Origin of the sequence: Amycolatopsis sp. PS_44_ISF1 (assembly GCF_032335455.1) — a bacterium.
GTDB lineage: Bacteria > Actinomycetota > Actinomycetes > Mycobacteriales > Pseudonocardiaceae > Amycolatopsis.
The window spans coordinates 1-23,425 of the sequence record NZ_JANUXO010000009.1 but is presented as its reverse complement, the minus strand read 5'-3'; the positions used below and the strand labels follow the sequence as shown (position 1 = coordinate 23,425).

Annotated in this window: 26 protein-coding genes; 14 read left to right on the top strand and 12 right to left on the bottom strand. The window is 68.8% G+C overall.

What is annotated here, in order from left to right; translation table 11 throughout:
* Nucleotides 1–29: 29 nt before the first annotated feature.
* From NYF13_RS36120 to NYF13_RS36065, 12 genes are all read right to left on the bottom strand, one after another.
* Nucleotides 30–275, bottom strand: a complete 246-nt coding sequence (locus NYF13_RS36120; RefSeq protein WP_315661905.1) for a hypothetical protein — start codon at nucleotides 273–275, stop codon at nucleotides 30–32.
* Between the two features lie 17 nt (nucleotides 276–292).
* Entirely contained in the window at nucleotides 293–637 is a 345-nt protein-coding gene (locus tag NYF13_RS36115) for a hypothetical protein (protein ID WP_315661904.1), read from the bottom strand.
* The gene (locus NYF13_RS36110; protein WP_315661903.1) at nucleotides 622–864 is read right to left on the bottom strand and encodes a hypothetical protein; all 243 of its coding nucleotides are present in this window, start codon (nucleotides 862–864) and stop codon (nucleotides 622–624) included. The genes NYF13_RS36115 and NYF13_RS36110 overlap by 16 nt, the downstream gene beginning before the upstream one ends.
* A gap of 16 nt (nucleotides 865–880) precedes the next feature.
* Nucleotides 881–2,920: a hypothetical protein gene (locus tag NYF13_RS36105; protein ID WP_315661902.1), complete on the bottom strand. Its 2,040-nt coding sequence runs from the start codon at nucleotides 2,918–2,920 to the stop codon at nucleotides 881–883.
* A gap of 4 nt (nucleotides 2,921–2,924) precedes the next feature.
* Nucleotides 2,925–4,064, bottom strand: a complete 1,140-nt coding sequence (locus tag NYF13_RS36100) for a hypothetical protein (protein ID WP_315661901.1) — start codon at nucleotides 4,062–4,064, stop codon at nucleotides 2,925–2,927.
* Nucleotides 4,065–4,067: 3 nt separating this feature from the next.
* Complete coding sequence (locus tag NYF13_RS36095; RefSeq protein WP_315661900.1) at nucleotides 4,068–5,045, bottom strand: hypothetical protein; 978 nt, start codon at nucleotides 5,043–5,045, stop codon at nucleotides 4,068–4,070.
* A gap of 184 nt (nucleotides 5,046–5,229) precedes the next feature.
* Nucleotides 5,230–6,123, bottom strand: a complete 894-nt coding sequence (locus tag NYF13_RS36090) for a hypothetical protein (protein WP_315661899.1) — start codon at nucleotides 6,121–6,123, stop codon at nucleotides 5,230–5,232.
* The gene (locus NYF13_RS36085; RefSeq protein ID WP_315662583.1) at nucleotides 6,120–9,476 is read right to left on the bottom strand and encodes a tape measure protein; all 3,357 of its coding nucleotides are present in this window, start codon (nucleotides 9,474–9,476) and stop codon (nucleotides 6,120–6,122) included. The genes NYF13_RS36090 and NYF13_RS36085 overlap by 4 nt, the downstream gene beginning before the upstream one ends.
* A gap of 132 nt (nucleotides 9,477–9,608) precedes the next feature.
* The gene (locus NYF13_RS36080; protein ID WP_315661897.1) at nucleotides 9,609–9,893 is read right to left on the bottom strand and encodes a hypothetical protein; all 285 of its coding nucleotides are present in this window, start codon (nucleotides 9,891–9,893) and stop codon (nucleotides 9,609–9,611) included.
* On the bottom strand, nucleotides 9,890–10,216 hold the full coding sequence (locus NYF13_RS36075; protein WP_315661896.1) for a hypothetical protein: 327 nt from the start codon (nucleotides 10,214–10,216) through the stop codon (nucleotides 9,890–9,892). Before NYF13_RS36075 ends, NYF13_RS36080 begins: the two co-directional genes overlap by 4 nt.
* Nucleotides 10,217–10,263: 47 nt before the next feature.
* Nucleotides 10,264–10,851, bottom strand: a complete 588-nt coding sequence (locus tag NYF13_RS36070; protein ID WP_315661895.1) for a hypothetical protein — start codon at nucleotides 10,849–10,851, stop codon at nucleotides 10,264–10,266.
* A gap of 56 nt (nucleotides 10,852–10,907) precedes the next feature.
* A complete protein-coding gene (locus tag NYF13_RS36065; RefSeq protein ID WP_315661894.1) occupies nucleotides 10,908–11,228 on the bottom strand; it encodes a hypothetical protein in 321 nt (106 codons plus the stop codon).
* A gap of 407 nt (nucleotides 11,229–11,635) precedes the next feature.
* On the opposite strand from NYF13_RS36065, the gene NYF13_RS36060 reads away from it, so the two are divergent.
* The 14 genes from NYF13_RS36060 (at nucleotide 11,636) to NYF13_RS35995 (ending at nucleotide 23,396) form a co-directional block, all read left to right on the top strand.
* The gene (locus tag NYF13_RS36060; RefSeq protein ID WP_315661892.1) at nucleotides 11,636–12,028 is read left to right on the top strand and encodes a hypothetical protein; all 393 of its coding nucleotides are present in this window, start codon (nucleotides 11,636–11,638) and stop codon (nucleotides 12,026–12,028) included.
* Nucleotides 12,025–12,204: a hypothetical protein gene (locus NYF13_RS36055; protein ID WP_315661893.1), complete on the top strand. Its 180-nt coding sequence runs from the start codon at nucleotides 12,025–12,027 to the stop codon at nucleotides 12,202–12,204. Before NYF13_RS36060 ends, NYF13_RS36055 begins: the two co-directional genes overlap by 4 nt.
* Nucleotides 12,201–12,521, top strand: a complete 321-nt coding sequence (locus tag NYF13_RS36050; RefSeq protein ID WP_315661894.1) for a hypothetical protein — start codon at nucleotides 12,201–12,203, stop codon at nucleotides 12,519–12,521. The genes NYF13_RS36055 and NYF13_RS36050 overlap by 4 nt, the downstream gene beginning before the upstream one ends.
* A 56-nt stretch (nucleotides 12,522–12,577) precedes the next feature.
* Entirely contained in the window at nucleotides 12,578–13,162 is a 585-nt protein-coding gene (locus tag NYF13_RS36045; protein WP_315662584.1) for a hypothetical protein, read from the top strand.
* 47 nt (nucleotides 13,163–13,209) lie between these two features.
* Complete coding sequence (locus NYF13_RS36040; RefSeq protein ID WP_315661896.1) at nucleotides 13,210–13,536, top strand: hypothetical protein; 327 nt, start codon at nucleotides 13,210–13,212, stop codon at nucleotides 13,534–13,536.
* On the top strand, nucleotides 13,533–13,817 hold the full coding sequence (locus tag NYF13_RS36035) for a hypothetical protein (RefSeq protein WP_315661897.1): 285 nt from the start codon (nucleotides 13,533–13,535) through the stop codon (nucleotides 13,815–13,817). The genes NYF13_RS36040 and NYF13_RS36035 overlap by 4 nt, the downstream gene beginning before the upstream one ends.
* Nucleotides 13,818–13,949: 132 nt before the next feature.
* The gene (locus NYF13_RS36030) at nucleotides 13,950–17,306 is read left to right on the top strand and encodes a tape measure protein (protein WP_315662583.1); all 3,357 of its coding nucleotides are present in this window, start codon (nucleotides 13,950–13,952) and stop codon (nucleotides 17,304–17,306) included.
* Complete coding sequence (locus tag NYF13_RS36025) at nucleotides 17,303–18,196, top strand: hypothetical protein (protein WP_315661899.1); 894 nt, start codon at nucleotides 17,303–17,305, stop codon at nucleotides 18,194–18,196. The genes NYF13_RS36030 and NYF13_RS36025 overlap by 4 nt, the downstream gene beginning before the upstream one ends.
* 184 nt (nucleotides 18,197–18,380) lie before the next feature.
* Nucleotides 18,381–19,358, top strand: coding sequence for a hypothetical protein (locus NYF13_RS36020; RefSeq protein WP_315661900.1), 978 nt, complete (start codon nucleotides 18,381–18,383; stop codon nucleotides 19,356–19,358).
* Nucleotides 19,359–19,361: 3 nt separating this feature from the next.
* Nucleotides 19,362–20,501 (top strand): hypothetical protein, encoded by a 1,140-nt coding sequence (locus tag NYF13_RS36015; RefSeq protein ID WP_315661901.1) that lies wholly within the window; start codon nucleotides 19,362–19,364, stop codon nucleotides 20,499–20,501.
* Nucleotides 20,502–20,505: 4 nt separating this feature from the next.
* Nucleotides 20,506–22,545, top strand: a complete 2,040-nt coding sequence (locus tag NYF13_RS36010) for a hypothetical protein (protein ID WP_315661902.1) — start codon at nucleotides 20,506–20,508, stop codon at nucleotides 22,543–22,545.
* A gap of 16 nt (nucleotides 22,546–22,561) precedes the next feature.
* Nucleotides 22,562–22,804, top strand: a complete 243-nt coding sequence (locus tag NYF13_RS36005; protein ID WP_315661903.1) for a hypothetical protein — start codon at nucleotides 22,562–22,564, stop codon at nucleotides 22,802–22,804.
* Complete coding sequence (locus tag NYF13_RS36000; protein WP_315661904.1) at nucleotides 22,789–23,133, top strand: hypothetical protein; 345 nt, start codon at nucleotides 22,789–22,791, stop codon at nucleotides 23,131–23,133. The genes NYF13_RS36005 and NYF13_RS36000 overlap by 16 nt, the downstream gene beginning before the upstream one ends.
* Before the next feature lie 17 nt (nucleotides 23,134–23,150).
* Nucleotides 23,151–23,396 carry a hypothetical protein gene (locus tag NYF13_RS35995; protein WP_315661905.1) on the top strand — a complete coding sequence of 82 codons (246 nt, stop codon included), beginning with the start codon at nucleotides 23,151–23,153 and terminating at the stop codon, nucleotides 23,394–23,396.
* Nucleotides 23,397–23,425: the final 29 nt, after the last annotated feature.

The window sequence follows — 23,425 nt, the reverse complement described above, 5'->3', positions numbered from 1 at the left end:
CGTGCGCGCCCTCCAGGCGCCGTAGCGGCTCACCGCTCGGTCCAATCGGTGTTCTTGGGCGTGACCTGCGAGCGCGCGCTCTCCACGGCGGGGACGGCAAGGAGCAGGGCGAGGGGCCCGGTGATCGCGGTGACCGCTGATCCGGCGACCAGGCCGACGGTGACGGCGAGCGCGGCGAGGGCGAGGAGGGTGGTGTAAACGCGACGCCGAAGGGGCTCGTGGGCGGGGTCGTAGAAGCGGCGGATCGTGTCGACGATGTCCGAGAGGGGAAGCATCGTGCTCCTTCCGATGGTCAGATGGCGGGGACGTCCGCGCTGGGCGGGGCGGCGTCGGTAATCAGGCCGGCCGCCGCTTCGGCCTTCTGGCGGGCCTCGGCCTCGCGGACGCGGGCTTCCTCTTGGAGCGCGGCGAGCTGGTCGACGACGGGTGCGGTGACCTGCTGGGCCTCGAAGGTCATGAGGGTGGTGGTGACCCAGTGCTTGAGCACCGCGCGGACGGCGGCGTCGTCGTCGAGGTCCGCGGTGATCGTCGGGTAGGTCCCCCGCATCGCGGCGATGATGCGGGGGACCAGCACGGCCGGGACCAGGAGCCCAGCGACGGGGACAGGGGCGGTGGGGTCGGTCATGCTGCTGGCCACGGGGCCGCTCCGTTCTCGGTCCAGGCTGCGCGGTGAAGGTCGTCCTGCTCGGCGGGTGTCAGCTCGCCGGCGAGGAGCGCGTCCCACCGGTCGTCCTCGACGTCGGCTTCTCGCCGCGCCCAGCCGAGTCCGCGGAGGCCGCGCGGGAGGTCCTCGTCGCCGATCTCGCGCGTCTGCATGAGGACGCGCTGGGTTTCGGGGTCGAGTGCCAGAAAGACGTGTGGCACGGTGGCTCCTTCTCGGTTATTGCGTGTACCAGATCCGGAGTCGGCAATCGGAGAACTTGCCGTAGTAGGCGTAGTTCGAGCCGTTCCCGGGGCCGAGCGTGACGACGGTGGCGCGGCCGTTGTAGTTGTCGTTGTTCGTGCCGCGAAAGAACGGGAACCAGTCCGACGGGACGGTGACGGTCTTGCCGCCGGGCTTCGGGTAGCCGCCGACGTACCAGTCCCCGCGGAACTTATACGGACTCGGGCCGACGCCCCGCTGGTCGGAGATGTTCAGAATGGCCGTGCCGCCGTTGCTGTAGTACCAGTGCGTCGAGTACAGGTAGACGTCAACGCGGTCGACGGTGCCGGTGATGGTCGGCAGGTTGAACCAGAACTGCCCGCGGCCGTCTCCGTTGTAGCCGGAGGGGTCCATGCCCTGGATCACCTCGGAGACGTCGGTCCGGAGGGAGCCGTTGCCGCGGTAGGTAGCGCGGCCCGCGGGCGCCAGGTCTGCGTAGTACTGCTGGACCGGGGCGCCGGAGGGCGGGGCGGGCGGTCCTCCGTAGAGCGTCCCGCCTGCCTGGGTGAAGACACCCGTTGCGCCGGAGCCGGCCGGGCCGAGGTCGGTGACGACGAGGTTGATGGTCTGCGAGGCGAGGACGTAGATGTCGGAGTCCGAGGTGGAGCCGCCGCGCTCAACGGTGAGGAGCAGGCGGTGCCGGCCGGTCGTCTCGGCGATGAACTCGGCGTTGCCGCCGAAGGTGAGGAACGTGTTCCCGGCCGGGGAGGTCGTCCACCAGACCTCTTCGCTCGGGGTGGTGATCGTGGGTGCCGGACAGGTCTCCGGGTCGCTCTCCGGCGCGTGGGTGCGCAGGAGGTTCCAGCGGCTCTCCGTGATGGAGAGCGAGGACTTCCAGCCGGCGCGGAAGTTGAACTGGTAGCGGCGGCCCTTGCGGAGCCGGACGGAGACCTCGGCGACGCCGACGCGGCTCCGGATCGGGCCCAGGTCGGCGGACAGGCGGCCCTCGAAGTAGCCCGGCGAGGCGGAGGCGACGTCGCCGAGGAGATCCGACAGCGAGCGGCCCTGGATCACGGCGTCGCCGGTCACGTTCAGGCCGGTGAAGTTGCCCTGACCGGTGTCGTCGACCGACGCGACGAGGTTGCCTGTGGTGTCGACGACCGCGAAGTAGTCGTTAGTGGACGTGCCGAGGCGGATGACCTCGTCAGTGCTGCCGTCGTCGGGGTCCTGGCGGTAGACGCGGAAGCCGTCGGAGGCCATCTCGGCGTGCGTGCCGAACTGGGGACCGGCGATGATCTTCTGGCCGGCCGAGATTTCGCCCGCGACGAGCTTGCCGACGTTGAGGCCGGCGATGGCGTCATCGCCGAGGGCGCCGTCCACCCACGTCGCGGAGTCGTCGTCCCAGTGGACCGGTTTGTTGCCGTGGTCAGTCTGAAACCACAGGTCTCCGGTGATGAGCTTGTCGGCGGCCTTGGTCGGCGCGGCGGAGTCCGTGCGCCAGAACACTTTGTTCTTGCCGTTGGCCGCGATGACCTCGGTGTAGGTCGGGGCCTGCTCGGGCGTCTCGGTGGCGGTGATGGACGGCGCAGAGCGGCTGTCGGCCGTCGAGACGGCGACGAACACGACGGTCCACGGCGTGGCCGGGAGGATGAGGTGGGCGGTCCCGGCGCCGATGAGGTCGAGCCGGTGGGTCGCTTCGCTCGGCGTGTAAACGGAGTAGGCCGAGGCGTGGACTTCGAGGCGGTGGAAGTCGTTGGGCTTGTCGACCCCGCCGAAGAAAGTTCCGTCCCAGGTGATGGCGAGGCCCCCGATGGTCGGCTCGAGGATGGGCGCCGAGGGCGTCGGGGGCGGCGGGCCGTTGACGGTGAGGAAGCCGGTCGTGCCGTCGGGGAGCTGGCCGACCGTGCCGCGGAGGTTGCCGTCGGTGTCATAGACAGCGATGGCCCCGCCCTCGATGGAGCGGTTGGACGCCTGGGAGCCGCGGGAGAGCGAGGAGACCTGGCGCTGGAGGTCGGCGAGCTGCCGGGCGAGTTGCTTCGCAGGGTCGGTGGCGGGCAAGGGGTCAGCCTCCGTAGCGGAAGTGGTCGGAGCGGGTGACGTCGAGGGACGCGGTGCTGCCGTCGCCGGTGAGCGACCATGCGGTGATCCGCACCCACATCTCCACCTCGCCCAGCCAGGGAAGCTCTGCCCGGACGAGGATGTCGTCCCCGGCCTGCCACGAACCGATCGGCGCGTGGGGGTGGTCGATGACGTCGAGCTTGGTGATGCGGAGCGCGGCTTTGCGGTAGGCCAGCTCGTCGGCGATGAGCGCGTCCATGCGCGCGGCGTCGGTGACGGCCTTGTCGGCGTAGACCGAGATGCGGCGGAGCCGTCCGTCACGGAGACCGGTCTCGCGTCGGATCATCGCGCGGCCTTCTCCGGCGCCGAGGCCGAGGATGGTGTTGGCGAACTCGTCTCCGTTGGACTCGACGGACAGGACGTTGGTGACGTTCTCGCCCTCGGCGAAGACGAGGTCGTCGCGGCGCCGGCCGATGCGGGGGTATCCCAGCTCGACTTCGTGGACCACGGCCTCCCGGTCCGGCGACCAGTAGTGCTTTTCGATGTAGTCGAACGGGGTTTGCTTGGCCAGGTTGTCGAGTTCCTCGCCGCAATTCGGGTGCTCCCACCAGAGCAGGGCGTAGGGCTCGGCGTCGTGGTGCTCGGTGCGCTTGGAGCCGTCGGGCTCGGTGGCGGTCTCGTCATGGGCGGCGGTGCCCAGCCGGGCGGATGTCGAGGCGGCGCCGGTCACGATTACGCGGAGGTCGGAGTCCGGGAAGGACTGGACGTGGCGCCACAGCTCGCGGACGACGTCGGCGGGGTCGACTCCGATCTTCGAGTACTCGCCCTGGTAGGTGATCGCGTGCGGGTAGGTGGTGAATCCGGCGCACTCGATGCGCCACGCCTCGCCCTCGAACGAGCTGGAGACGACGATGCCGCCCCACCGGATCTCGCCGCCGGACTCCGCGTAGATCAGCGTTCCCCACTCCTCCAGGAGGAGCCGGCCGTCGTCGGTGCGGAGGCCCCCGACGTCCGGAGAGACCGTGCCGGACAGCGAGCCCGGCCCGGAGAGCGTCCACTCCAAGGAGGACAGAGTGATCGGGACGTCCCAGTCCAGCCATTCGCCCGTCGTAGCGCGCTGGGCGAGGAAGGTCCAGGCGCTCATCGCTCAGACCACCTGCTCGCGGAAGCGGATGTCGAAAGCGATCTGTTCGCCGTCGCCGAACCACAACTGGCCGGTGTTTTGAGGCCAGGTACGACGGGAGTTGACCTTGAGGGTCTGGGTGCTCCCCTGGTAGCCGCGGACGTCGAACTCGCCGTAGGCGAAGTGGTTGATCTTCTCGGTGAAGCCGACGGGCGTACCCGGGTTGCCGTTGTAGTCCAGGTAGGAGATGGCGCCGAAAAGGCTGCCGAACTGGACGCGGGTGTTCACGTCGCCGGGACCCGTCGCGCCGATCCCGCTGAGGTGAACGGAGACTTGGGCGTGCGTCGCCCAGCTCGGGACGGCGACCGCCAGCGTGTTCAGAGGCCAGGTGCGCCAGTCCGCGTCAGTGACACGGATGTATTCGGCTCCGCCGCCGGTGGCGTTGATGCCGGCCTGGACGTCGTAGTCGGCCCATGAGCGCGGCCGGGCCAGCTTGCGGAGATCTTTGATCATGCCAGTGGTGACGGTGCCGGTGTTGGCCGGGATATCGATGCGGGCGAGCGGGATTCCGCTCTGGCCGGATGGCATCGTGGTTGTCGTCGGCGCGACGTTCGGGATGATGCGAGTGAAGACGTAAGGCCCGACGGTCGGGTCCCCCGGGTTGGCCCAGGGCTCGCCCGGCATGTTCGGGTCCTCGATGCGTGCGACGACGAGGTCCGAGCGGCCGGAGCCGGAGCCGGTCGCCGAGATGGAGACGACGTCCTGCGAGGGGTTGCGGCTGATGTAGGTCTGCTGGGAACCGCCGGCGGCGCGGTTGAGCGCGAAGCACGCGCCGGAGAGCACGCGCACGGAGGAGCCGGGAACGTCGAGCGGGACGACCTTGAGGTCTCCGGGCGTGACGACACCCTCCGCCGCGGAGGTGGCGGCGTACGCCAGGAGGCGGGCGATTTCCGGCGAGTGGTGAGCGCCTCCGCCGACGAACCAGGGGACGGAATCCCACATGAGGAAGTTCTCCTTGGAAGACAGGTCGCCCCCCTGGACCCGGCGCAAGACGAGGGGGCGCCAGGCCCAGGGGGCCGAGTTCGGGGCCTACCGGATAGATCTGCGAGGCGGTTGCCTCGGCGGCGTTCTGGCGTCAATGGCCTCTTGACACCTGAACGGCTACGGCGAGATCTCGGTGGGCGAATTAGAGAGAGGCGTACGTGGAGCGCCAGGAGAGCCTCACGCGCGCGGTCCCCGTCTGGTCGAGGCCCTTGAGCCCGACCTCGTAGGAGCCGGGTGCAAGGGCCGCCTTCGACAGGCGGGTCCCGCGGAGAGAGCCGGCGACGTTGGCCGTTCCGTTGCGCATGGCCGAGCGGGCCCAGGGCCGGGTGTCGATGGTGACCGTCTCGTCGTACTGCAAGGCCACGCGGGCCTCGAACTGGATGCTCACCCCGGCCGCGCCGACGACGGTGACGACGGGGTTGGTCACCGGGCCGAGGACCTCGACGACCGGCCAGACCGGCATCTCCGACCTGACCGTGACGGCCTGGGAGCGGTCGGAGTTCATCGTCGTCGACAGGGGCGCCGCGAGCGGAGCCATGAGGCCGCCGCCGAGCGGCGGAACGATGCCGAACTGGATGGACTCCTCTTCGGGCGCGTAGAAGAGGTCGTCGACCGCGGCGAAGTCCGCCGTGGCCGTGACGAAGCCGTTTACACGCACGTCCGCATAGTTCGGCGCGAAGCGGCGCGGCCGTCCGAACGTGACACGCTCCCGGCCCGCGTAGCGGGCGTGCAACTCGGCTACCGCGCCGGGAGTCAGGCGGATCGCGTCCGCGCGCCACGCGGTGGTGAGGGTCGCGGCGGCCTCGCGGGCTTCTTTCTCGGTCCGGCCGCGGATGCCGAGGTCGAAAGCGATCGTTCGGCCTGTGCGGAAGTCGATGCCGAACGCCCGGCCGTCGGTTCGCGGCCGATCGACGTCGGCGACGCGGATGTCCACGTCGCCGACGTCGGGGGTGGTCCGGTTGAAGGTCGGGAGGTCCGGCGTGCCGAAGGTGAAGTCCAGGCCGGGGTACATCAACTTCCATTGTCCATCGATCACCGGAGCGCACCTCCCCGCTTGATCCGCCGGAGCTGAAACATCGCTTCCTCCATCTGGTCGCGGACGCTCGCGCCCTCGCCCACCTGGAGGACGAGGTCCCCACCGATGAGCGGGGCGTCTCCGCCGCCGCCCTTGGCGATCTTGCGCAGCGTGGCGAACTCGTCGTTCGTCAGGACTGCTTCCGGCTTGCCGGAGAGGTTGATGCCGAGATCCCCGTGGCCGAGGATGCCGCCGGAGTCGTAGAGCTTCGGCAGGACACCGCCGAGGGCGTACCCGAGGTAACCGCCTCCGCCGGAGCGCCGACCGCCGGAGATCAGCATTCCCACGCCGTAGCGCCGGAGTGCGTAGTTGACACCGGCGTAGATGTTGGCAAGCGGGTCGAGGATGCCGCGGCCGGTGAACGGCCCTGCGTGCGCGGCGAACGTGCTGGGAATGGTCTGCATGAGGCCCTGCGACGGGTGGCCGGCCTTCGCGTTGCTGTCCCACAAGTTCACGGCTGACGGGTTGCCGCCGGACTCCATCTGGATCATGTGGAGGATGCCGTTGATCGCGTCTGGGGTGACGCCGAGCATCGCGACGACCTGGGCGACCACTCCGCGCCAGCGTTCGGCGCCAGCTCCGGCGCCGGGTGCGGCCGAGGTGCCGAGGAGGCTCTTGACCTTGTCCCAGACCTTCGAGCCGACCTGCTTGACCATCCCCGTCAGCATTGTGGCCCAGTGGCCCTTGCCGAAGCCCTTGCCGCCGTTGATGGCGTCGATGACGTCGGTGACCACGCCGTGGCCGGGGATGACGCTGATGACCGAGTCGAGCCAGCCGGGGAGGTTGATGATGCCGCCGTCGGCGTGGGACTGCGATATTCCCAGCGCTGTCGCGACACCGTTTACACCGCCGGTGCGCGCGGCCTTGTTCAGCTCCTCGATGCCGCCCGCGCCGAGGGCTCGGGTGAACTCGGGCCGCATGATGGCTTCCCCGCCGCTGAGGTTGAGGATGCCGCCCGTCGGGGAGAAGAACCGGTGAACGTCTCGGCCGGGCGTGTAGCCGGGCAGGACCCCGCCGGTTGCGTACGCGTGCGCGCGGCCGAGGTTCTGGGGGACCACGGCCCCGGTTGCTGCGTCGAGCCGGAACGCTTCCAGGTCGTCGCCGCCCCAGAGGTTGTTGATCCAGTTCCACAGCTTGCGGAGGCCGTTGTTCCACACGAAGTCGACGACCCACTGGACGGGTGTCATGAGCTTCGACTTCATTCCGTCCCAGACGCGGCCGATCCAGTCGACGGCGGTCGTGAAGCTGTTCTTGATCGTCTCGACCGCGCGGCCGAACCAATCGAAGACCGGCGAAAGGATGTTGGTCCAGGCCCACTTCATGCCGTCGAACAGCGCAGACCAGGCCGTACCGATCGCGGAAAAAATGGGCTGGAGAATGGTCCGCCAGAGCCAGCCGGCCGCTGCGGCGACGCCGTCCCAGACCGGCTTGAGGATGTTCTCCCAAGCCCAATCGAGCCCGGCCATGAGCGCGCGCCACTCCAGGCCGATTGCGGTGAAGATCGGTAGCAGGATGTTCGACCAAAGCCACTGTGCCGCAACGGTTATCGCGTCCCAGACTGGCTTGAGGATGTTGTCCCACGCCCACTGGAGCGCGGTCATCAGGAGTTGCCACTGGAGGCCGATGATCGCAAAGACCGGCTGGAGAACGTTGTTCCAAAGCAACTGAGCGGCCGTCGAGATGGCATCCCAGACCGGCTTGAGGATGTTCTCCCACGCCCACTCCATAGCGACGGTGAGCGCCTTCCAGGCCAGCATGAGCGGGCCGAAGACGACGACCATGAGGAAGATCGCGAGACCCTGGGCGACCTTGCCCAGCACCGTGAAAACGGGCTGGAGGATGTTCTCCCAGGCCCACTGGATGCCGGTGGCGACGGCGTCCCAGGCCACCTTGAGCGCCGACCAGACCGGCGAGAGGACGTTGTTCCACAGCCAGCCTGCGGCGTCGCCGACGGCCTTGAAAGCGCCCTGCACGATGCCGCGGAAGGTGTCGGAGGTCTGGTAGGCGGTGATGAGCGCGCCGACGATCAGCGCGATGATGCCGATGATCTTGACGATCGGATTGGCGTTCATTGCGGCGTTGAAGAGCCACTGGACGGCGGTCCACGCCTTCTGGATGCCGGCGGCGATCTTCATCGAGCTGATCCACTTGCCGATGAACTGGAGCAGGCCCCCGGCCTCCTGGGCCTTCATGGCCACGGTGTGGGCGAGCATCGCGGCACGGAGCACGCCATAGCCCGCGGCGAGCGCAATGACGGCGCCCTTGTGCTGGTTGAGAAAGCCGGTGATCTGGACCAGTACCGGGAGGAGAAGCTTGAAAGTCTCCCAGACGAGGCGGGCCGAGCCGCCGAGACCCGCCCCGAGGATAGGGCCAAGCTGGGTGGCGATACTCCAGAGATTTTGGAAGACCTCCCTCGCCTGGGCGATGACCGGGAGAAGTTGCTCTGCGGCGGCGCGGAAGATCGCAACCTTGTCTCCGGTGTTGCCGAAGATGTTGTCGAGGACCTCGCCGATTCCCTGGGCGTCTTGGTCGGCGATCGCGCCTACGAGGTTCGGGACCTGCTCGACGAGGACCTTCGACTTTGCGGCGAACGCAGCGAGACCGGCGTCCATGATGGGGGCGGCGCCGTCCATCGCGGCCTTGATGGCAGGGACGAGCGGCTGGACGGCCTCGGCGAGGTTGAGCTGGACGGTGTCCTTGAGCGTGGAGAACAGGCCGGAGAGCGACTGGCTCTGCTTCTCCATGAGGCCGTTGAAACGCTCCAGGCCCTTCCCGGACTCCAGAGCGGCCATGAGCTGCTCAAGCTCCTTGCGGCCCAGCTTGCCGTTCTGGGCCATCCCGGCAAGCTCCTCCTTTGTCTTGCCGGTGGCGCCGGCCAGGAGGTCGAAGACGGGGATGCCCGCGTCGCGGAGCTGATTGAGGTCTTCCGCCGTGATGCGTCCGGCGGCGTTCATCTGCTGGAGGGCGACCGTGGCGCGCTTGACACCTTCGGAGCCAGTGCCCATGCCGGAGGTGACGTTGCCCAGCGTGGTCATGATCGGGATGACCTTGCTCGCGTCGATCCCGATGGAGATGAGGGAGGAGGCTGCCGTCTGGAGTTCGGGGAACTCGAACGGCGTCTTCGCGGCAAATGCCTGGAGTTCGCGGAGGAACTTGTCGGCCTTCTGCGCGGAGCCCAGCATGGTCTCGAAGCCAATGCGGGCGGTCTCCATGTTGGCGGCCGTTTTGAGGCCAAGGCCGCCGGCCGCGGCGAAGAGCGGCGCCGATGGGCACTGCGGCCATCTTTGCGAGGCTGCCGATTCGGGACAGTGCACCGGAAATGCCGGACTTGGCCGCGCCTTCGAAGCCGGTGGTGTCCGGCCGGATGCGGACGTAGGCGTCGCCGAGGATGGAGCCCGTGGACAAGGGGAACGCCTCCTCTCGCGGAGGTGGAAGGGGAGGCGGGGTCAGCCGCCGAAGATGCGGGTGAGGCGTTCGATCTCGCGGTGGCGCGCACTGCGGTCGAGCGGCGTCTTGTCGACGGGACGCGACTTCTCGTAGACCTCGTCGATGGTCTTTCGGCGGCCCTCGTCCTCGCGGACGATGCCCTCCAGAAAGGCGAGGAAGTGGCGGGCGTCGAGATCCAGAACGGAGTCTGGGCCGCCGACCCGGGCGGTGAGGCCGAGCATCACTGCTCGTGCCTCGACCTCGTGCCACGAGTCGACGGCCCAGCCGACGAGGGTCTGGATCACCTGGTAGGGCGGCCCAGCGTCTTTTCGAGGATGTCCTGGAGGACGGCGAAAAGGACGGTCTCGTCGTCGGCCGCGGTCTCGGAGCGGTAGACGGCCCGCTTGAAGCGTGCGTACTCCTCGCCCAGGGTCAGCTCGAAGAACTCCGCCAGCACGGCCATCGCGGCCGGGTCACCGGAGCCGGTACGTGCCAGCTCGGAGATGAGCAGGGTGTTCGGCTTGCGGGCGATGGTGAACTCCTCGCCCTCAAAGCTCGTGGTCCCGAAGCCCGCGTCCTTCTTTTCGGCGATCGCGACGTCTGCGGCGGTCTTGCGCTGGGTGGCCATCAGTGATCATTCCTCGTCTTTTTTTGTTGGAGCCTCAGGGAAAGCGGTCAGGGCTTGGTCGGTGCAGTCACACCGGAGCCGCCGTCGCGGGAGTCGTCGTAGAAGGCGTAGAACGGCGAGCCGCCGAGCGCGGGCTTCTCCAGCCGGAACTCGACCGGGACGGTCGCCTTGTCGGCGCCCTTCTTGCGGGCCATCGAGACGGAGCCGCCCTGGAAGACCTGCGGGTAGACCCAGCGCTCTTCGCCATCCTCCGAGTCGAAGACCAGGACCCGGCGGACTTCGGAGCCCGGCTCAGGCGGCTCGTACTTCACGGCGCCGGACTGAGTCCGGGTGACCGTGCCGCCGTTGAAGGCGAGGGTCAGGTTCCGGACGGTGTTCTCCGCCATCGCGAACGTGACGGTCCCGTTGCGGCCGGTCGTGCGGTAGAAGACCGGGTCGAGCGACTCGGCGACCTCCACCGGGTCGGACGAGAGTTCGTAGGAGAACTCCGAGCCCTCCTCGGTGTAGCCGATCGGCTTGAACGCGGGATCGAGCGCAGTGCCAAGGTCGGCCGGTAGCGCCGTGCCGAGCGGGGCGGCGTACAGGCGGCCAGGCCCCAGGGACAGGGCACCAGCGTTGCCGGTGGGCGTGGTCAAGGTGGGTACCTCCGATGGAGAGATCCCGGTGGCGTGGCCGCCGGAGTGGAAAGGGGTCAGCCGTCGGGCTGGAGCGCGGGGCGCAGATGAGGCCGCGCGGCGTGGTTCTGGGTGCCGACCTCCCACCACCAGAGGTAGAAGCCTGGGTGGTGCTTGGCGTAGCCGACATCGACGTAGACGCCCTCGTCGTCTTCGCCGGGGACGGAGACGATGGCGGTGATGGCGTCGCCGTCGGTGGAGGACGGGACCGCGGAGCGTGCGTTCGCGCGGGCGCGGTCGCGGATCTCCATGCCTACGGCGTCGAGGAACTGGCGTGTCTGCGTGTGGCGGAGAAGCTCGTCGAGAGCCTGGGCGTGGAGGCGGAAGCCTTCGCTCACGCCTCCTTGGCGGCCCCCTTGACCGCGGCCGGGCCGGTCTGCCGCGCGGCGGCGACCTTGTCCTGGGCCGAGAGGTTCTCGGGAACCGCGGGAGATCCGTCTCGGGATCAGGGGAGGGGGTGGGGTCGGCGGCGATCCAGCGCCCGTAGACGAGCGTGTCGCCGACGAGCTGGCGCTTGGCGCTGGGCCACTCGTTCCGCAGAGCCCAGGCGAGGGAACCGGCGATGAACTCGTCCTCGGCCCAGACCTCGACTTGGAAAAGCGGCGTGGCCTCCTGCGGAGTCGGCCCCTCGCGGTCGCTGACCTTGGTGATGCGGAGGGCCGGAAGGGTCGAGTCGAGCTGGGTGGAGACCCGGCCGCCGACCGGGGCCAGGCAGGGAAGCTCGCCGAGGCGGACCGGTGAGCCCGTGACCGTCCCTTACCCCGATCCTGCCGTCATCACGCTCCTCGGCGAGCTTCCCTGCCTGGCCCCGGTCGGCGGCCGGGTCTCCACCCAGCTCGACTCGACCCTTCCGGCCCTCCGCATCACCAAGGTCAGCGACCGCGAGGGGCCGACTCCGCAGGAGGCCACGCCGCTTTTCCAAGTCGAGGTCTGGGCCGAGGACGAGTTCATCGCCGGTTCCCTCGCCTGGGCTCTGCGGAACGAGTGGCCCAGCGCCAAGCGCCAGCTCGTCGGCGACACGCTCGTCTACGGGCGCTGGATCGCCGCCGACCCCACCCCCTCCCCTGATCCCGAGACGGATCTCCCGCGGTTCCTCGTGACCGTCGGCATTCGACTTTCTGGAGCTACCCCGTCATGAGCGACACGCGCTACACCGCCAAGACCGACATCTACGCCGCCCCGGGCGTGCTGGCCTATCTGGCCGGCCAGGAGGTCCCGGCATCCGCGGTCGAGAACCTCTCGGCCCAGGACAAGGTCGCCGCCGCGCGGCAGACCGGCCCGGCCGCGGTCAAGGGGGCCGCCAAGGAGGCGTGAGCGAAGGCTTCCGCCTCCACGCCCAGGCTCTCGACGAGCTTCTCCGCCACACGCAGACACGCCAGTTCCTCGACGCCGTAGGCATGGAGATCCGCGACCGCGCCCGCGCGAACGCACGCTCCGCGGTCCCGTCCTCCACCGACGGCGACGCCATCACCGCCATCGTCTCCGTCCCCGGCGAAGACGACGAGGGCGTCTACGTCGATGTCGGCTACGCCAAGCACCACCCAGGCTTCTACCTCTGGTGGTGGGAGGTCGGCACCCAGAACCACGCCGCGCGGCCTCATCTGCGCCCCGCGCTCCAGCCCGACGGCTGACCCCTTTCCACTCCGGCGGCCACGCCACCGGGATCTCTCCATCGGAGGTACCCACCTTGACCACGCCCACCGGCAACGCTGGTGCCCTGTCCCTGGGGCCTGGCCGCCTGTACGCCGCCCCGCTCGGCACGGCGCTACCGGCCGACCTTGGCACTGCGCTCGATCCCGCGTTCAAGCCGATCGGCTACACCGAGGAGGGCTCGGAGTTCTCCTACGAACTCTCGTCCGACCCGGTGGAGGTCGCCGAGCTCGACCCGGTCTTCTACCGCACGACCGGCCGCAACGGGACCGTCACGTTCGCGATGGCGGAGAACACCGTCCGGAACCTGACCCTCGCCTTCAACGGCGGCACGGTCACCCGGACTCAGTCCGGCGCCGTGAAGTACGAGCCGCCTGAGCCGGGCTCCGAAGTCCGCCGGGTCCTGGTCTTCGACTCGGAGGATGGCGAAGAGCGCTGGGTCTACCCGCAGGTCTTCCAGGGCGGCTCCGTCTCGATGGCCCGCAAGAAGGGCGCCGACAAGGCGACCGTCCCGGTCGAGTTCCGGCTGGAGAAGCCCGCGCTCGGCGGCTCGCCGTTCTACGCCTTCTACGACGACTCCCGCGACGGCGGCTCCGGTGTGACTGCACCGACCAAGCCCTGACCGCTTTCCCTGAGGCTCCAACAAAAAAAGACGAGGAATGATCACTGATGGCCACCCAGCGCAAGACCGCCGCAGACGTCGCGATCGCCGAAAAGAAGGACGCGGGCTTCGGGACCACGAGCTTTGAGGGCGAGGAGTTCACCATCGCCCGCAAGCCGAACACCCTGCTCATCTCCGAGCTGGCACGTACCGGCTCCGGTGACCCGGCCGCGATGGCCGTGCTGGCGGAGTTCTTCGAGCTGACCCTGGGCGAGGAGTACGCACGCTTCAAGCGGGCCGTCTACCGCTCCGAGACCGCGGCCGACGACGAGACCGTCCTTTTCGCCGTCCTCCAGGACATCCTCGAAAAGACGCTGGGCCGCCCTACCAGGTGATCCAGACCCTCGTCGGCTGGGCCGTCGACTCGTGGCACGAGGTCGAGGCACGAGCAGTGATGCTCGGCCTCACCGCCCGGGTCGGCGGCCCAGACTCCGTTCTGGATCTCGACGCCCGCCACTTCCTCGCCTTTCTGGAGGGCATCGTCCGCGAGGACGAGGGCCGCCGAAAGACCATCGACGAGGTCTACGAGAAGTCGCGTCCCGTCGACAAGACGCCGCTCGACCGCAGTGCGCGCCACCGCGAGATCGAACGCCTCACCCGCATCTTCGGCGGCTGACCCCGCCTCCCCTTCCACCTCCGCGAGAGGAGGCGTTCCCCTTGTCCACGGGCTCCATCCTCGGCGACGCCTACGTCCGCATCCGGCCGGACACCACCGGCTTCGAAGGCGCGGCCAAGTCCGGCATTTCCGGTGCACTGTCCCGAATCGGCAGCCTCGCAAAGATGGCCGCAGTGCCCATCGGCGCCGCTCTTCGCCGCGGCCGGCGGCCTTGGCCTCAAAACGGCCGCCAACATGGAGACCGCCCGCATTGGCTTCGAGACCATGCTGGGCTCCGCGCAGAAGGCCGACAAGTTCCTCCGCGAACTCCAGGCATTTGCCGCGAAGACGCCGTTCGAGTTCCCCGAACTCCAGACGGCAGCCTCCTCCCTCATCTCCATCGGGATCGACGCGAGCAAGGTCATCCCGATCATGACCACGCTGGGCAACGTCACCTCCGGCATGGGCACTGGCTCCGAAGGTGTCAAGCGCGCCACGGTCGCCCTCCAGCAGATGAACGCCGCCGGACGCATCACGGCGGAAGACCTCAATCAGCTCCGCGACGCGGGCATCCCCGTCTTCGACCTCCTGGCCGGCGCCACCGGCAAGACAAAGGAGGAGCTTGCCGGGATGGCCCAGAACGGCAAGCTGGGCCGCAAGGAGCTTGAGCAGCTCATGGCCGCTCTGGAGTCCGGGAAGGGCCTGGAGCGTTTCAACGGCCTCATGGAGAAGCAGAGCCAGTCGCTCTCCGGCCTGTTCTCCACGCTCAAGGACACCGTCCAGCTCAACCTCGCCGAGGCCGTCCAGCCGCTCGTCCCTGCCATCAAGGCCGCGATGGACGGCGCCGCCCCCATCATGGACGCCGGTCTCGCTGCGTTCGCCGCAAAGTCGAAGGTCCTCGTCGAGCAGGTCCCGAACCTCGTAGGCGCGATCGCCGACCAAGACGCCCAGGGAATCGGCGAGGTCCTCGACAACATCTTCGGCAACACCGGAGACAAGGTTGCGATCTTCCGCGCCGCCGCAGAGCAACTTCTCCCGGTCATCGCCCAGGCGAGGGAGGTCTTCCAAAATCTCTGGAGTATCGCCACCCAGCTTGGCCCTATCCTCGGGGCGGGTCTCGGCGGCTCGGCCCGCCTCGTCTGGGAGACTTTCAAGCTTCTCCTCCCGGTACTGGTCCAGATCACCGGCTTTCTCAACCAGCACAAGGGCGCCGTCATTGCGCTCGCCGCGGGCTATGGCGTGCTCCGTGCCGCGATGCTCGCCCACACCGTGGCCATGAAGGCCCAGGAGGCCGGGGGCCTGCTCCAGTTCATCGGCAAGTGGATCAGCTCGATGAAGATCGCCGCCGGCATCCAGAAGGCGTGGACCGCCGTCCAGTGGCTCTTCAACGCCGCAATGAACGCCAATCCGATCGTCAAGATCATCGGCATCATCGCGCTGATCGTCGGCGCGCTCATCACCGCCTACCAGACCTCCGACACCTTCCGCGGCATCGTGCAGGGCGCTTTCAAGGCCGTCGGCGACGCCGCAGGCTGGCTGTGGAACAACGTCCTCTCGCCGGTCTGGTCGGCGCTCAAGGTGGCCTGGGACGCCGTCGCCACCGGCATCCAGTGGGCCTGGGAGAACATCCTCCAGCCCGTTTTCACGGTGCTGGGCAAGGTCGCCCAGGGTCTCGCGATCTTCCTCATGGTCGTCGTCTTCGGCCCGCTCATGCTGGCCTGGAAGGCGCTCACCGTCGCTATGGAGTGGGCGTGGGAGAACATCCTCAAGCCGGTCTGGGATGCCATCTCGACGGCCGCTCAGTTGCTTTGGAACAACGTTCTCCAGCCGGTCTTTGCGATCATCGGCCTCCAGTGGCAACTCCTGATGACCGCGCTCCAGTGGGCGTGGGACAACATCCTCAAGCCAGTCTGGGACGCGATAACCGTTGCGGCACAGTGGCTTTGGTCGAACATCCTGCTACCGATCTTCACCGCAATCGGCCTGGAGTGGCGCGCGCTCATGGCCGGGCTCGATTGGGCTTGGGAGAACATCCTCAAGCCGGTCTGGGACGGCGTCGCCGCAGCGGCCGGCTGGCTCTGGCGGACCATTCTCCAGCCCATTTTTTCCGCGATCGGTACGGCCTGGTCTGCGCTGTTCGACGGCATGAAGTGGGCCTGGACCAACATCCTTTCGCCGGTCTTCGATTGGTTCGGCCGCGCGGTCGAGACGATCAAGAACAGCTTCACGACCGCCGTCGACTGGATCGGCCGCGTCTGGGACGGAATGAAGTCGAAGCTCATGACACCCGTCCAGTGGGTCGTCGACTTCGTGTGGAACAACGGCCTCCGCAAGCTGTGGAACTGGATCAACAACCTCTGGGGCGGCGACGACCTGGAAGCGTTCCGGCTCGACGCAGCAACCGGGGCCGTGGTCCCCCAGAACCTCGGCCGCGCGCACGCGTACGCAACCGGCGGGGTCCTGCCCGGCTACACGCCCGGCCGAGACGTTCACCGGTTCTTCTCCCCGACGGGCGGCATCCTCAACCTCAGCGGCGGGGAAGCCATCATGCGGCCCGAGTTCACCCGAGCCCTCGGCGCGGGCGGCATCGAGGAGCTGAACAAGGCCGCGCGCACCGGCGGTGTAAACGGTGTCGCGACAGCGCTGGGAATATCGCAGTCCCACGCCGACGGCGGCATCATCAACCTCCCCGGCTGGCTCGACTCGGTCATCAGCGTCATCCCCGGCCACGGCGTGGTCACCGACGTCATCGACGCCATCAACGGCGGCAAGGGCTTCGGCAAGGGCCACTGGGCCACAATGCTGACGGGGATGGTCAAGCAGGTCGGCTCGAAGGTCTGGGACAAGGTCAAGAGCCTCCTCGGCACCTCGGCCGCACCCGGCGCCGGAGCTGGCGCCGAACGCTGGCGCGGAGTGGTCGCCCAGGTCGTCGCGATGCTCGGCGTCACCCCAGACGCGATCAACGGCATCCTCCACATGATCCAGATGGAGTCCGGCGGCAACCCGTCAGCCGTGAACTTGTGGGACAGCAACGCGAAGGCCGGCCACCCGTCGCAGGGCCTCATGCAGACCATTCCCAGCACGTTCGCCGCGCACGCAGGGCCGTTCACCGGCCGCGGCATCCTCGACCCGCTTGCCAACATCTACGCCGGTGTCAACTACGCACTCCGGCGCTACGGCGTGGGAATGCTGATCTCCGGCGGTCGGCGCTCCGGCGGAGGCGGTTACCTCGGGTACGCCCTCGGCGGTGTCCTGCCGAAGCTCTACGACTCCGGCGGCATCCTCGGCCACGGGGATCTCGGCATCAACCTCTCCGGCAAGCCGGAAGCAGTCCTGACGAACGACGAGTTCGCCACGCTGCGCAAGATCGCCAAGGGCGGCGGCGGAGACGCCCCGCTCATCGGTGGGGACCTCGTCCTCCAGGTGGGCGAGGGCGCGAGCGTCCGCGACCAGATGGAGGAAGCGATGTTTCAGCTCCGGCGGATCAAGCGGGGAGGTGCGCTCCGGTGATCGATGGACAATGGAAGTTGATGTACCCCGGCCTGGACTTCACCTTCGGCACGCCGGACCTCCCGACCTTCAACCGGACCACCCCCGACGTCGGCGACGTGGACATCCGCGTCGCCGACGTCGATCGGCCGCGAACCGACGGCCGGGCGTTCGGCATCGACTTCCGCACAGGCCGAACGATCGCTTTCGACCTCGGCATCCGCGGCCGGACCGAGAAAGAAGCCCGCGAGGCCGCCGCGACCCTCACCACCGCGTGGCGCGCGGACGCGATCCGCCTGACTCCCGGCGCGGTAGCCGAGTTGCACGCCCGCTACGCGGGCCGGGAGCGTGTCACGTTCGGACGGCCGCGCCGCTTCGCGCCGAACTATGCGGACGTGCGTGTAAACGGCTTCGTCACGGCCACGGCGGACTTCGCCGCGGTCGACGACCTCTTCTACGCGCCCGAAGAGGAGTCCATCCAGTTCGGCATCGTTCCGCCGCTCGGCGGCGGCCTCATGGCTCCGCTCGCGGCGCCCCTGTCGACGACGATGAACTCCGACCGCTCCCAGGCCGTCACGGTCAGGTCGGAGATGCCGGTCTGGCCGGTCGTCGAGGTCCTCGGCCCGGTGACCAACCCCGTCGTCACCGTCGTCGGCGCGGCCGGGGTGAGCATCCAGTTCGAGGCCCGCGTGGCCTTGCAGTACGACGAGACGGTCACCATCGACACCCGGCCCTGGGCCCGCTCGGCCATGCGCAACGGAACGGCCAACGTCGCCGGCTCTCTCCGCGGGACCCGCCTGTCGAAGGCGGCCCTTGCACCCGGCTCCTACGAGGTCGGGCTCAAGGGCCTCGACCAGACGGGGACCGCGCGCGTGAGGCTCTCCTGGCGCTCCACGTACGCCTCTCTCTAATTCGCCCACCGAGATCTCGCCGTAGCCGTTCAGGTGTCAAGAGGCCATTGACGCCAGAACGCCGCCGAGGCAACCGCCTCGCAGATCTATCCGGTAGGCCCCGAACTCGGCCCCCTGGGCCTGGCGCCCCCTCGTCTTGCGCCGGGTCCAGGGGGGCGACCTGTCTTCCAAGGAGAACTTCCTCATGTGGGATTCCGTCCCCTGGTTCGTCGGCGGAGGCGCTCACCACTCGCCGGAAATCGCCCGCCTCCTGGCGTACGCCGCCACCTCCGCGGCGGAGGGTGTCGTCACGCCCGGAGACCTCAAGGTCGTCCCGCTCGACGTTCCCGGCTCCTCCGTGCGCGTGCTCTCCGGCGCGTGCTTCGCGCTCAACCGCGCCGCCGGCGGTTCCCAGCAGACCTACATCAGCCGCAACCCCTCGCAGGACGTCGTCTCCATCTCGGCGACCGGCTCCGGCTCCGGCCGCTCGGACCTCGTCGTCGCACGCATCGAGGACCCGAACATGCCGGGCGAGCCCTGGGCCAACCCGGGGGACCCGACCGTCGGGCCTTACGTCTTCACTCGCATCATCCCGAACGTCGCGCCGACGACAACCACGATGCCATCCGGCCAGAGCGGAATCCCGCTCGCCCGCATCGATATCCCGGCCAACACCGGCACCGTCACCACTGGCATGATCAAAGATCTCCGCAAGCTGGCCCGGCCGCGCTCATGGGCCGACTACGACGTCCAGGCCGGCATCAACGCCACCGGCGGCGGAGCCGAATACATCCGTGTCACTGACGCGGACTGGCGCACCTGGCCTCTGAACACGCTGGCGGTCGCCGTCCCGAGCTGGGCGACGCACGCCCAAGTCTCCGTTCACCTCAGCGGGATCGGCGCGACGGGTCCCGGCGACGTGAACACCCGCGTCCAGTTCGGCAGCCTTTTCGGCGCCATCTCCTACCTGGACTACAACGGCAACCCGGGTACGCCCGTCGGCTTCACCGAGAAGATCAACCACTTCGCCTACGGCGAGTTCGACGTCCGCGGCTACCAGGGGAGCACCCAGACCCTCAAGGTCAACTCCCGTCGTACCTGGCCTCAAAACACCGGCCAGTTGTGGTTCGGCGACGGCGAACAGATCGCTTTCGACATCCGCTTCCGCGAGCAGGTGGTCTGAGCGATGAGCGCCTGGACCTTCCTCGCCCAGCGCGCTACGACGGGCGAATGGCTGGACTGGGACGTCCCGATCACTCTGTCCTCCTTGGAGTGGACGCTCTCCGGGCCGGGCTCGCTGTCCGGCACGGTCTCTCCGGACGTCGGGGGCCTCCGCACCGACGACGGCCGGCTCCTCCTGGAGGAGTGGGGAACGCTGATCTACGCGGAGTCCGGCGGCGAGATCCGGTGGGGCGGCATCGTCGTCTCCAGCTCGTTCGAGGGCGAGGCGTGGCGCATCGAGTGCGCCGGATTCACCACCTACCCGCACGCGATCACCTACCAGGGCGAGTACTCGAAGATCGGAGTCGACCCCGCCGACGTCGTCCGCGAGCTGTGGCGCCACGTCCAGTCCTTCCCGGACTCCGACCTCCGCGTAATCGTGACCGGCGCCGCCTCGACATCCGCCCGGCTGGGCACCGCCGCCCATGACGAGACCGCCACCGAGCCCGACGGCTCCAAGCGCACCGAGCACCACGACGCCGAGCCCTACGCCCTGCTCTGGTGGGAGCACCCGAATTGCGGCGAGGAACTCGACAACCTGGCCAAGCAAACCCCGTTCGACTACATCGAAAAGCACTACTGGTCGCCGGACCGGGAGGCCGTGGTCCACGAAGTCGAGCTGGGATACCCCCGCATCGGCCGGCGCCGCGACGACCTCGTCTTCGCCGAGGGCGAGAACGTCACCAACGTCCTGTCCGTCGAGTCCAACGGAGACGAGTTCGCCAACACCATCCTCGGCCTCGGCGCCGGAGAAGGCCGCGCGATGATCCGACGCGAGACCGGTCTCCGTGACGGACGGCTCCGCCGCATCTCGGTCTACGCCGACAAGGCCGTCACCGACGCCGCGCGCATGGACGCGCTCATCGCCGACGAGCTGGCCTACCGCAAAGCCGCGCTCCGCATCACCAAGCTCGACGTCATCGACCACCCCCACGCGCCGATCGGTTCGTGGCAGGCCGGGGACGACATCCTCGTCCGGGCAGAGCTTCCCTGGCTGGGCGAGGTGGAGATGTGGGTGCGGATCACCGCATGGTCGCTCACCGGCGACGGCAGCACCGCGTCCCTCGACGTCACCCGCTCCGACCACTTCCGCTACGGAGGCTGACCCCTTGCCCGCCACCGACCCTGCGAAGCAACTCGCCCGGCAGCTCGCCGACCTCCAGCGCCAGGTCTCCTCGCTCTCCCGCGGCTCCCAGGCGTCCAACCGCTCCATCGAGGGCGGGGCCATCGCTGTCTATGACACCGACGGCAACCTCCGCGGCACGGTCGGCCAGCTCCCCGACGGCACGACCGGCTTCCTCACCGTCAACGGCCCGCCGCCCCCGACGCCCTCGGCGCCCATCCTCGAGCCGACCATCGGGGGCCTCGCCATCACCTGGGACGGAACTTTCTTCGGCGGGGTCGACAAGCCCAACGACTTCCACCGCCTCGAAGTCCACGCCTCGGCCTACTCCGTTTACACGCCGAGCGAAGCGACCCACCGGCTCGACCTCATCGGCGCCGGGACCGCCCACCTCATCCTCCCGGCCACGCCGTGGACCGTCGTGTTCGTCGCCGTCTCGACGGCCGACAGCCGCTCTGCGCCGTCCATCACCGCCACCGAGACGCCCGAGCAGGCCCCGACCTACACCGAGGTCATCGCGGCCAACGGCAAGAACAAAGTGTTCTGGCGCACGGACTCCGCCGCGCCGACCAAGGCCGCCGACAAGCTCATCACCGGAGACCTGTGGTTTCAGACTGACCACGGCAACAAACCGGTCCACTGGGACGACGACTCCGCGACGTGGGTGGACGGCGCCCTCGGCGATGACGCCATCGCCGGCCTCAACGTCGGCAAGCTCGTCGCGGGCGAAATCTCGGCCGGCCAGAAGATCATCGCCGGTCCCCAGTTCGGCACGCACGCCGAGATGGCCTCCGACGGCTTCCGCGTCTACCGCCAGGACCCCGACGACGGCAGCACTGACGAGGTCATCCGCCTCGGCACGTCCACTAACGACTACTTCGCGGTCGTCGACACCACAGGCAACCTCGTCGCGTCGGTCGACGACACCGGTCAGGGCAACTTCACCGGCCTGAACGTGACCGGCGACGCCGTGATCCAGGGCCGCTCGCTGTCGGATCTCCTCGGCGACGTCGCCTCCGCCTCGCCGGGCTACTTCGAGGGCCGCCTGTCCGCCGACCTGGGCCCGATCCGGAGCCGCGTCGGCGTCGCCGAGGTCTCCGTCCGGCTCCGCAAGGGCCGCCGCTACCAGTTCAACTTCCGCGCCGGCTGGAAGTCCTCGCTCTCCATCACGGAGAGCCGCTGGAACCTCCTGCGCACCCACGCGCCGGAGAGCGACCCGGAGACCTGTCCGGCACCCACGATCACCACCCCGAGCGAAGAGGTCTGGTGGACGACCTCCCCGGCCGGGAACACGTTCCTCACCTTCGGCGGCAACGCCGAGTTCATCGCCGAGACGACCGGCCGGCACCGCCTGCTCCTCACCGTTGAGCGCGGCGGCTCCACCTCGGACTCCGACATCTACGTCCTCGCCTCGCAGACCATCAACCTCGTCGTCACCGACCTCGGCCCGGCCGGCTCCGGCGCAACGGGTGTCTTCACCCAGGCAGGCGGGACGCTCTACGGAGGACCGCCCGCCCCGCCCTCCGGCGCCCCGGTCCAGCAGTACTACGCAGACCTGGCGCCCGCGGGCCGCGCTACCTACCGCGGCAACGGCTCCCTCCGGACCGACGTCTCCGAGGTGATCCAGGGCATGGACCCCTCCGGCTACAACGGAGACGGCCGCGGGCAGTTCTGGTTCAACCTGCCGACCATCACCGGCACCGTCGACCGCGTTGACGTCTACCTGTACTCGACGCACTGGTACTACAGCAACGGCGGCACGGCCATTCTGAACATCTCCGACCAGCGGGGCGTCGGCCCGAGTCCGTATAAGTTCCGCGGGGACTGGTACGTCGGCGGCTACCCGAAGCCCGGCGGCAAGACCGTCACCGTCCCGTCGGACTGGTTCCCGTTCTTTCGCGGCACGAACAACGACAACTACAACGGCCGCGCCACCGTCGTCACGCTCGGCCCCGGGAACGGCTCGAACTACGCCTACTACGGCAAGTTCTCCGATTGCCGACTCCGGATCTGGTACACGCAATAACCGAGAAGGAGCCACCGTGCCACACGTCTTTCTGGCACTCGACCCCGAAACCCAGCGCGTCCTCATGCAGACGCGCGAGATCGGCGACGAGGACCTCCCGCGCGGCCTCCGCGGACTCGGCTGGGCGCGGCGAGAAGCCGACGTCGAGGACGACCGGTGGGACGCGCTCCTCGCCGGCGAGCTGACACCCGCCGAGCAGGACGACCTTCACCGCGCAGCCTGGACCGAGAACGGAGCGGCCCCGTGGCCAGCAGCATGACCGACCCCACCGCCCCTGTCCCCGTCGCTGGGCTCCTGGTCCCGGCCGTGCTGGTCCCCCGCATCATCGCCGCGATGCGGGGGACCTACCCGACGATCACCGCGGACCTCGACGACGACGCCGCCGTCCGCGCGGTGCTCAAGCACTGGGTCACCACCACCCTCATGACCTTCGAGGCCCAGCAGGTCACCGCACCCGTCGTCGACCAGCTCGCCGCGCTCCAAGAGGAAGCCCGCGTCCGCGAGGCCGAGGCCCGCCAGAAGGCCGAAGCGGCGGCCGGCCTGATTACCGACGCCGCCCCGCCCAGCGCGGACGTCCCCGCCATCTGACCATCGGAAGGAGCACGATGCTTCCCCTCTCGGACATCGTCGACACGATCCGCCGCTTCTACGACCCCGCCCACGAGCCCCTTCGGCGTCGCGTTTACACCACCCTCCTCGCCCTCGCCGCGCTCGCCGTCACCGTCGGCCTGGTCGCCGGATCAGCGGTCACCGCGATCACCGGGCCCCTCGCCCTGCTCCTTGCCGTCCCCGCCGTGGAGAGCGCGCGCTCGCAGGTCACGCCCAAGAACACCGATTGGACCGAGCGGTGAGCCGCTACGGCGCCTGGAGGGCGCGCACG

What these genes read in the sequence shown, in the direction of transcription:
- NYF13_RS36120 (WP_315661905.1), bottom strand. Translation starts at nt 275, where the DNA reads ATGCTTCCCCTCTCGGACATCGTCGACACGATCCGCCGCTTCTACGAC.
- NYF13_RS36100 (WP_315661901.1), bottom strand. Translation starts at nt 4,064, where the DNA reads ATGAGCGCCTGGACCTTCCTCGCCCAGCGCGCTACGACGGGCGAATGG.
- NYF13_RS36095 (WP_315661900.1), bottom strand. Translation starts at nt 5,045, where the DNA reads ATGTGGGATTCCGTCCCCTGGTTCGTCGGCGGAGGCGCTCACCACTCG.
- NYF13_RS36075 (WP_315661896.1), bottom strand. Translation starts at nt 10,216, where the DNA reads ATGGCCACCCAGCGCAAGACCGCCGCAGACGTCGCGATCGCCGAAAAG.
- NYF13_RS36055 (WP_315661893.1), top strand. Translation starts at nt 12,025, where the DNA reads ATGAGCGACACGCGCTACACCGCCAAGACCGACATCTACGCCGCCCCG.
- NYF13_RS36040 (WP_315661896.1), top strand. Translation starts at nt 13,210, where the DNA reads ATGGCCACCCAGCGCAAGACCGCCGCAGACGTCGCGATCGCCGAAAAG.
- NYF13_RS36020 (WP_315661900.1), top strand. Translation starts at nt 18,381, where the DNA reads ATGTGGGATTCCGTCCCCTGGTTCGTCGGCGGAGGCGCTCACCACTCG.
- NYF13_RS36015 (WP_315661901.1), top strand. Translation starts at nt 19,362, where the DNA reads ATGAGCGCCTGGACCTTCCTCGCCCAGCGCGCTACGACGGGCGAATGG.
- NYF13_RS35995 (WP_315661905.1), top strand. Translation starts at nt 23,151, where the DNA reads ATGCTTCCCCTCTCGGACATCGTCGACACGATCCGCCGCTTCTACGAC.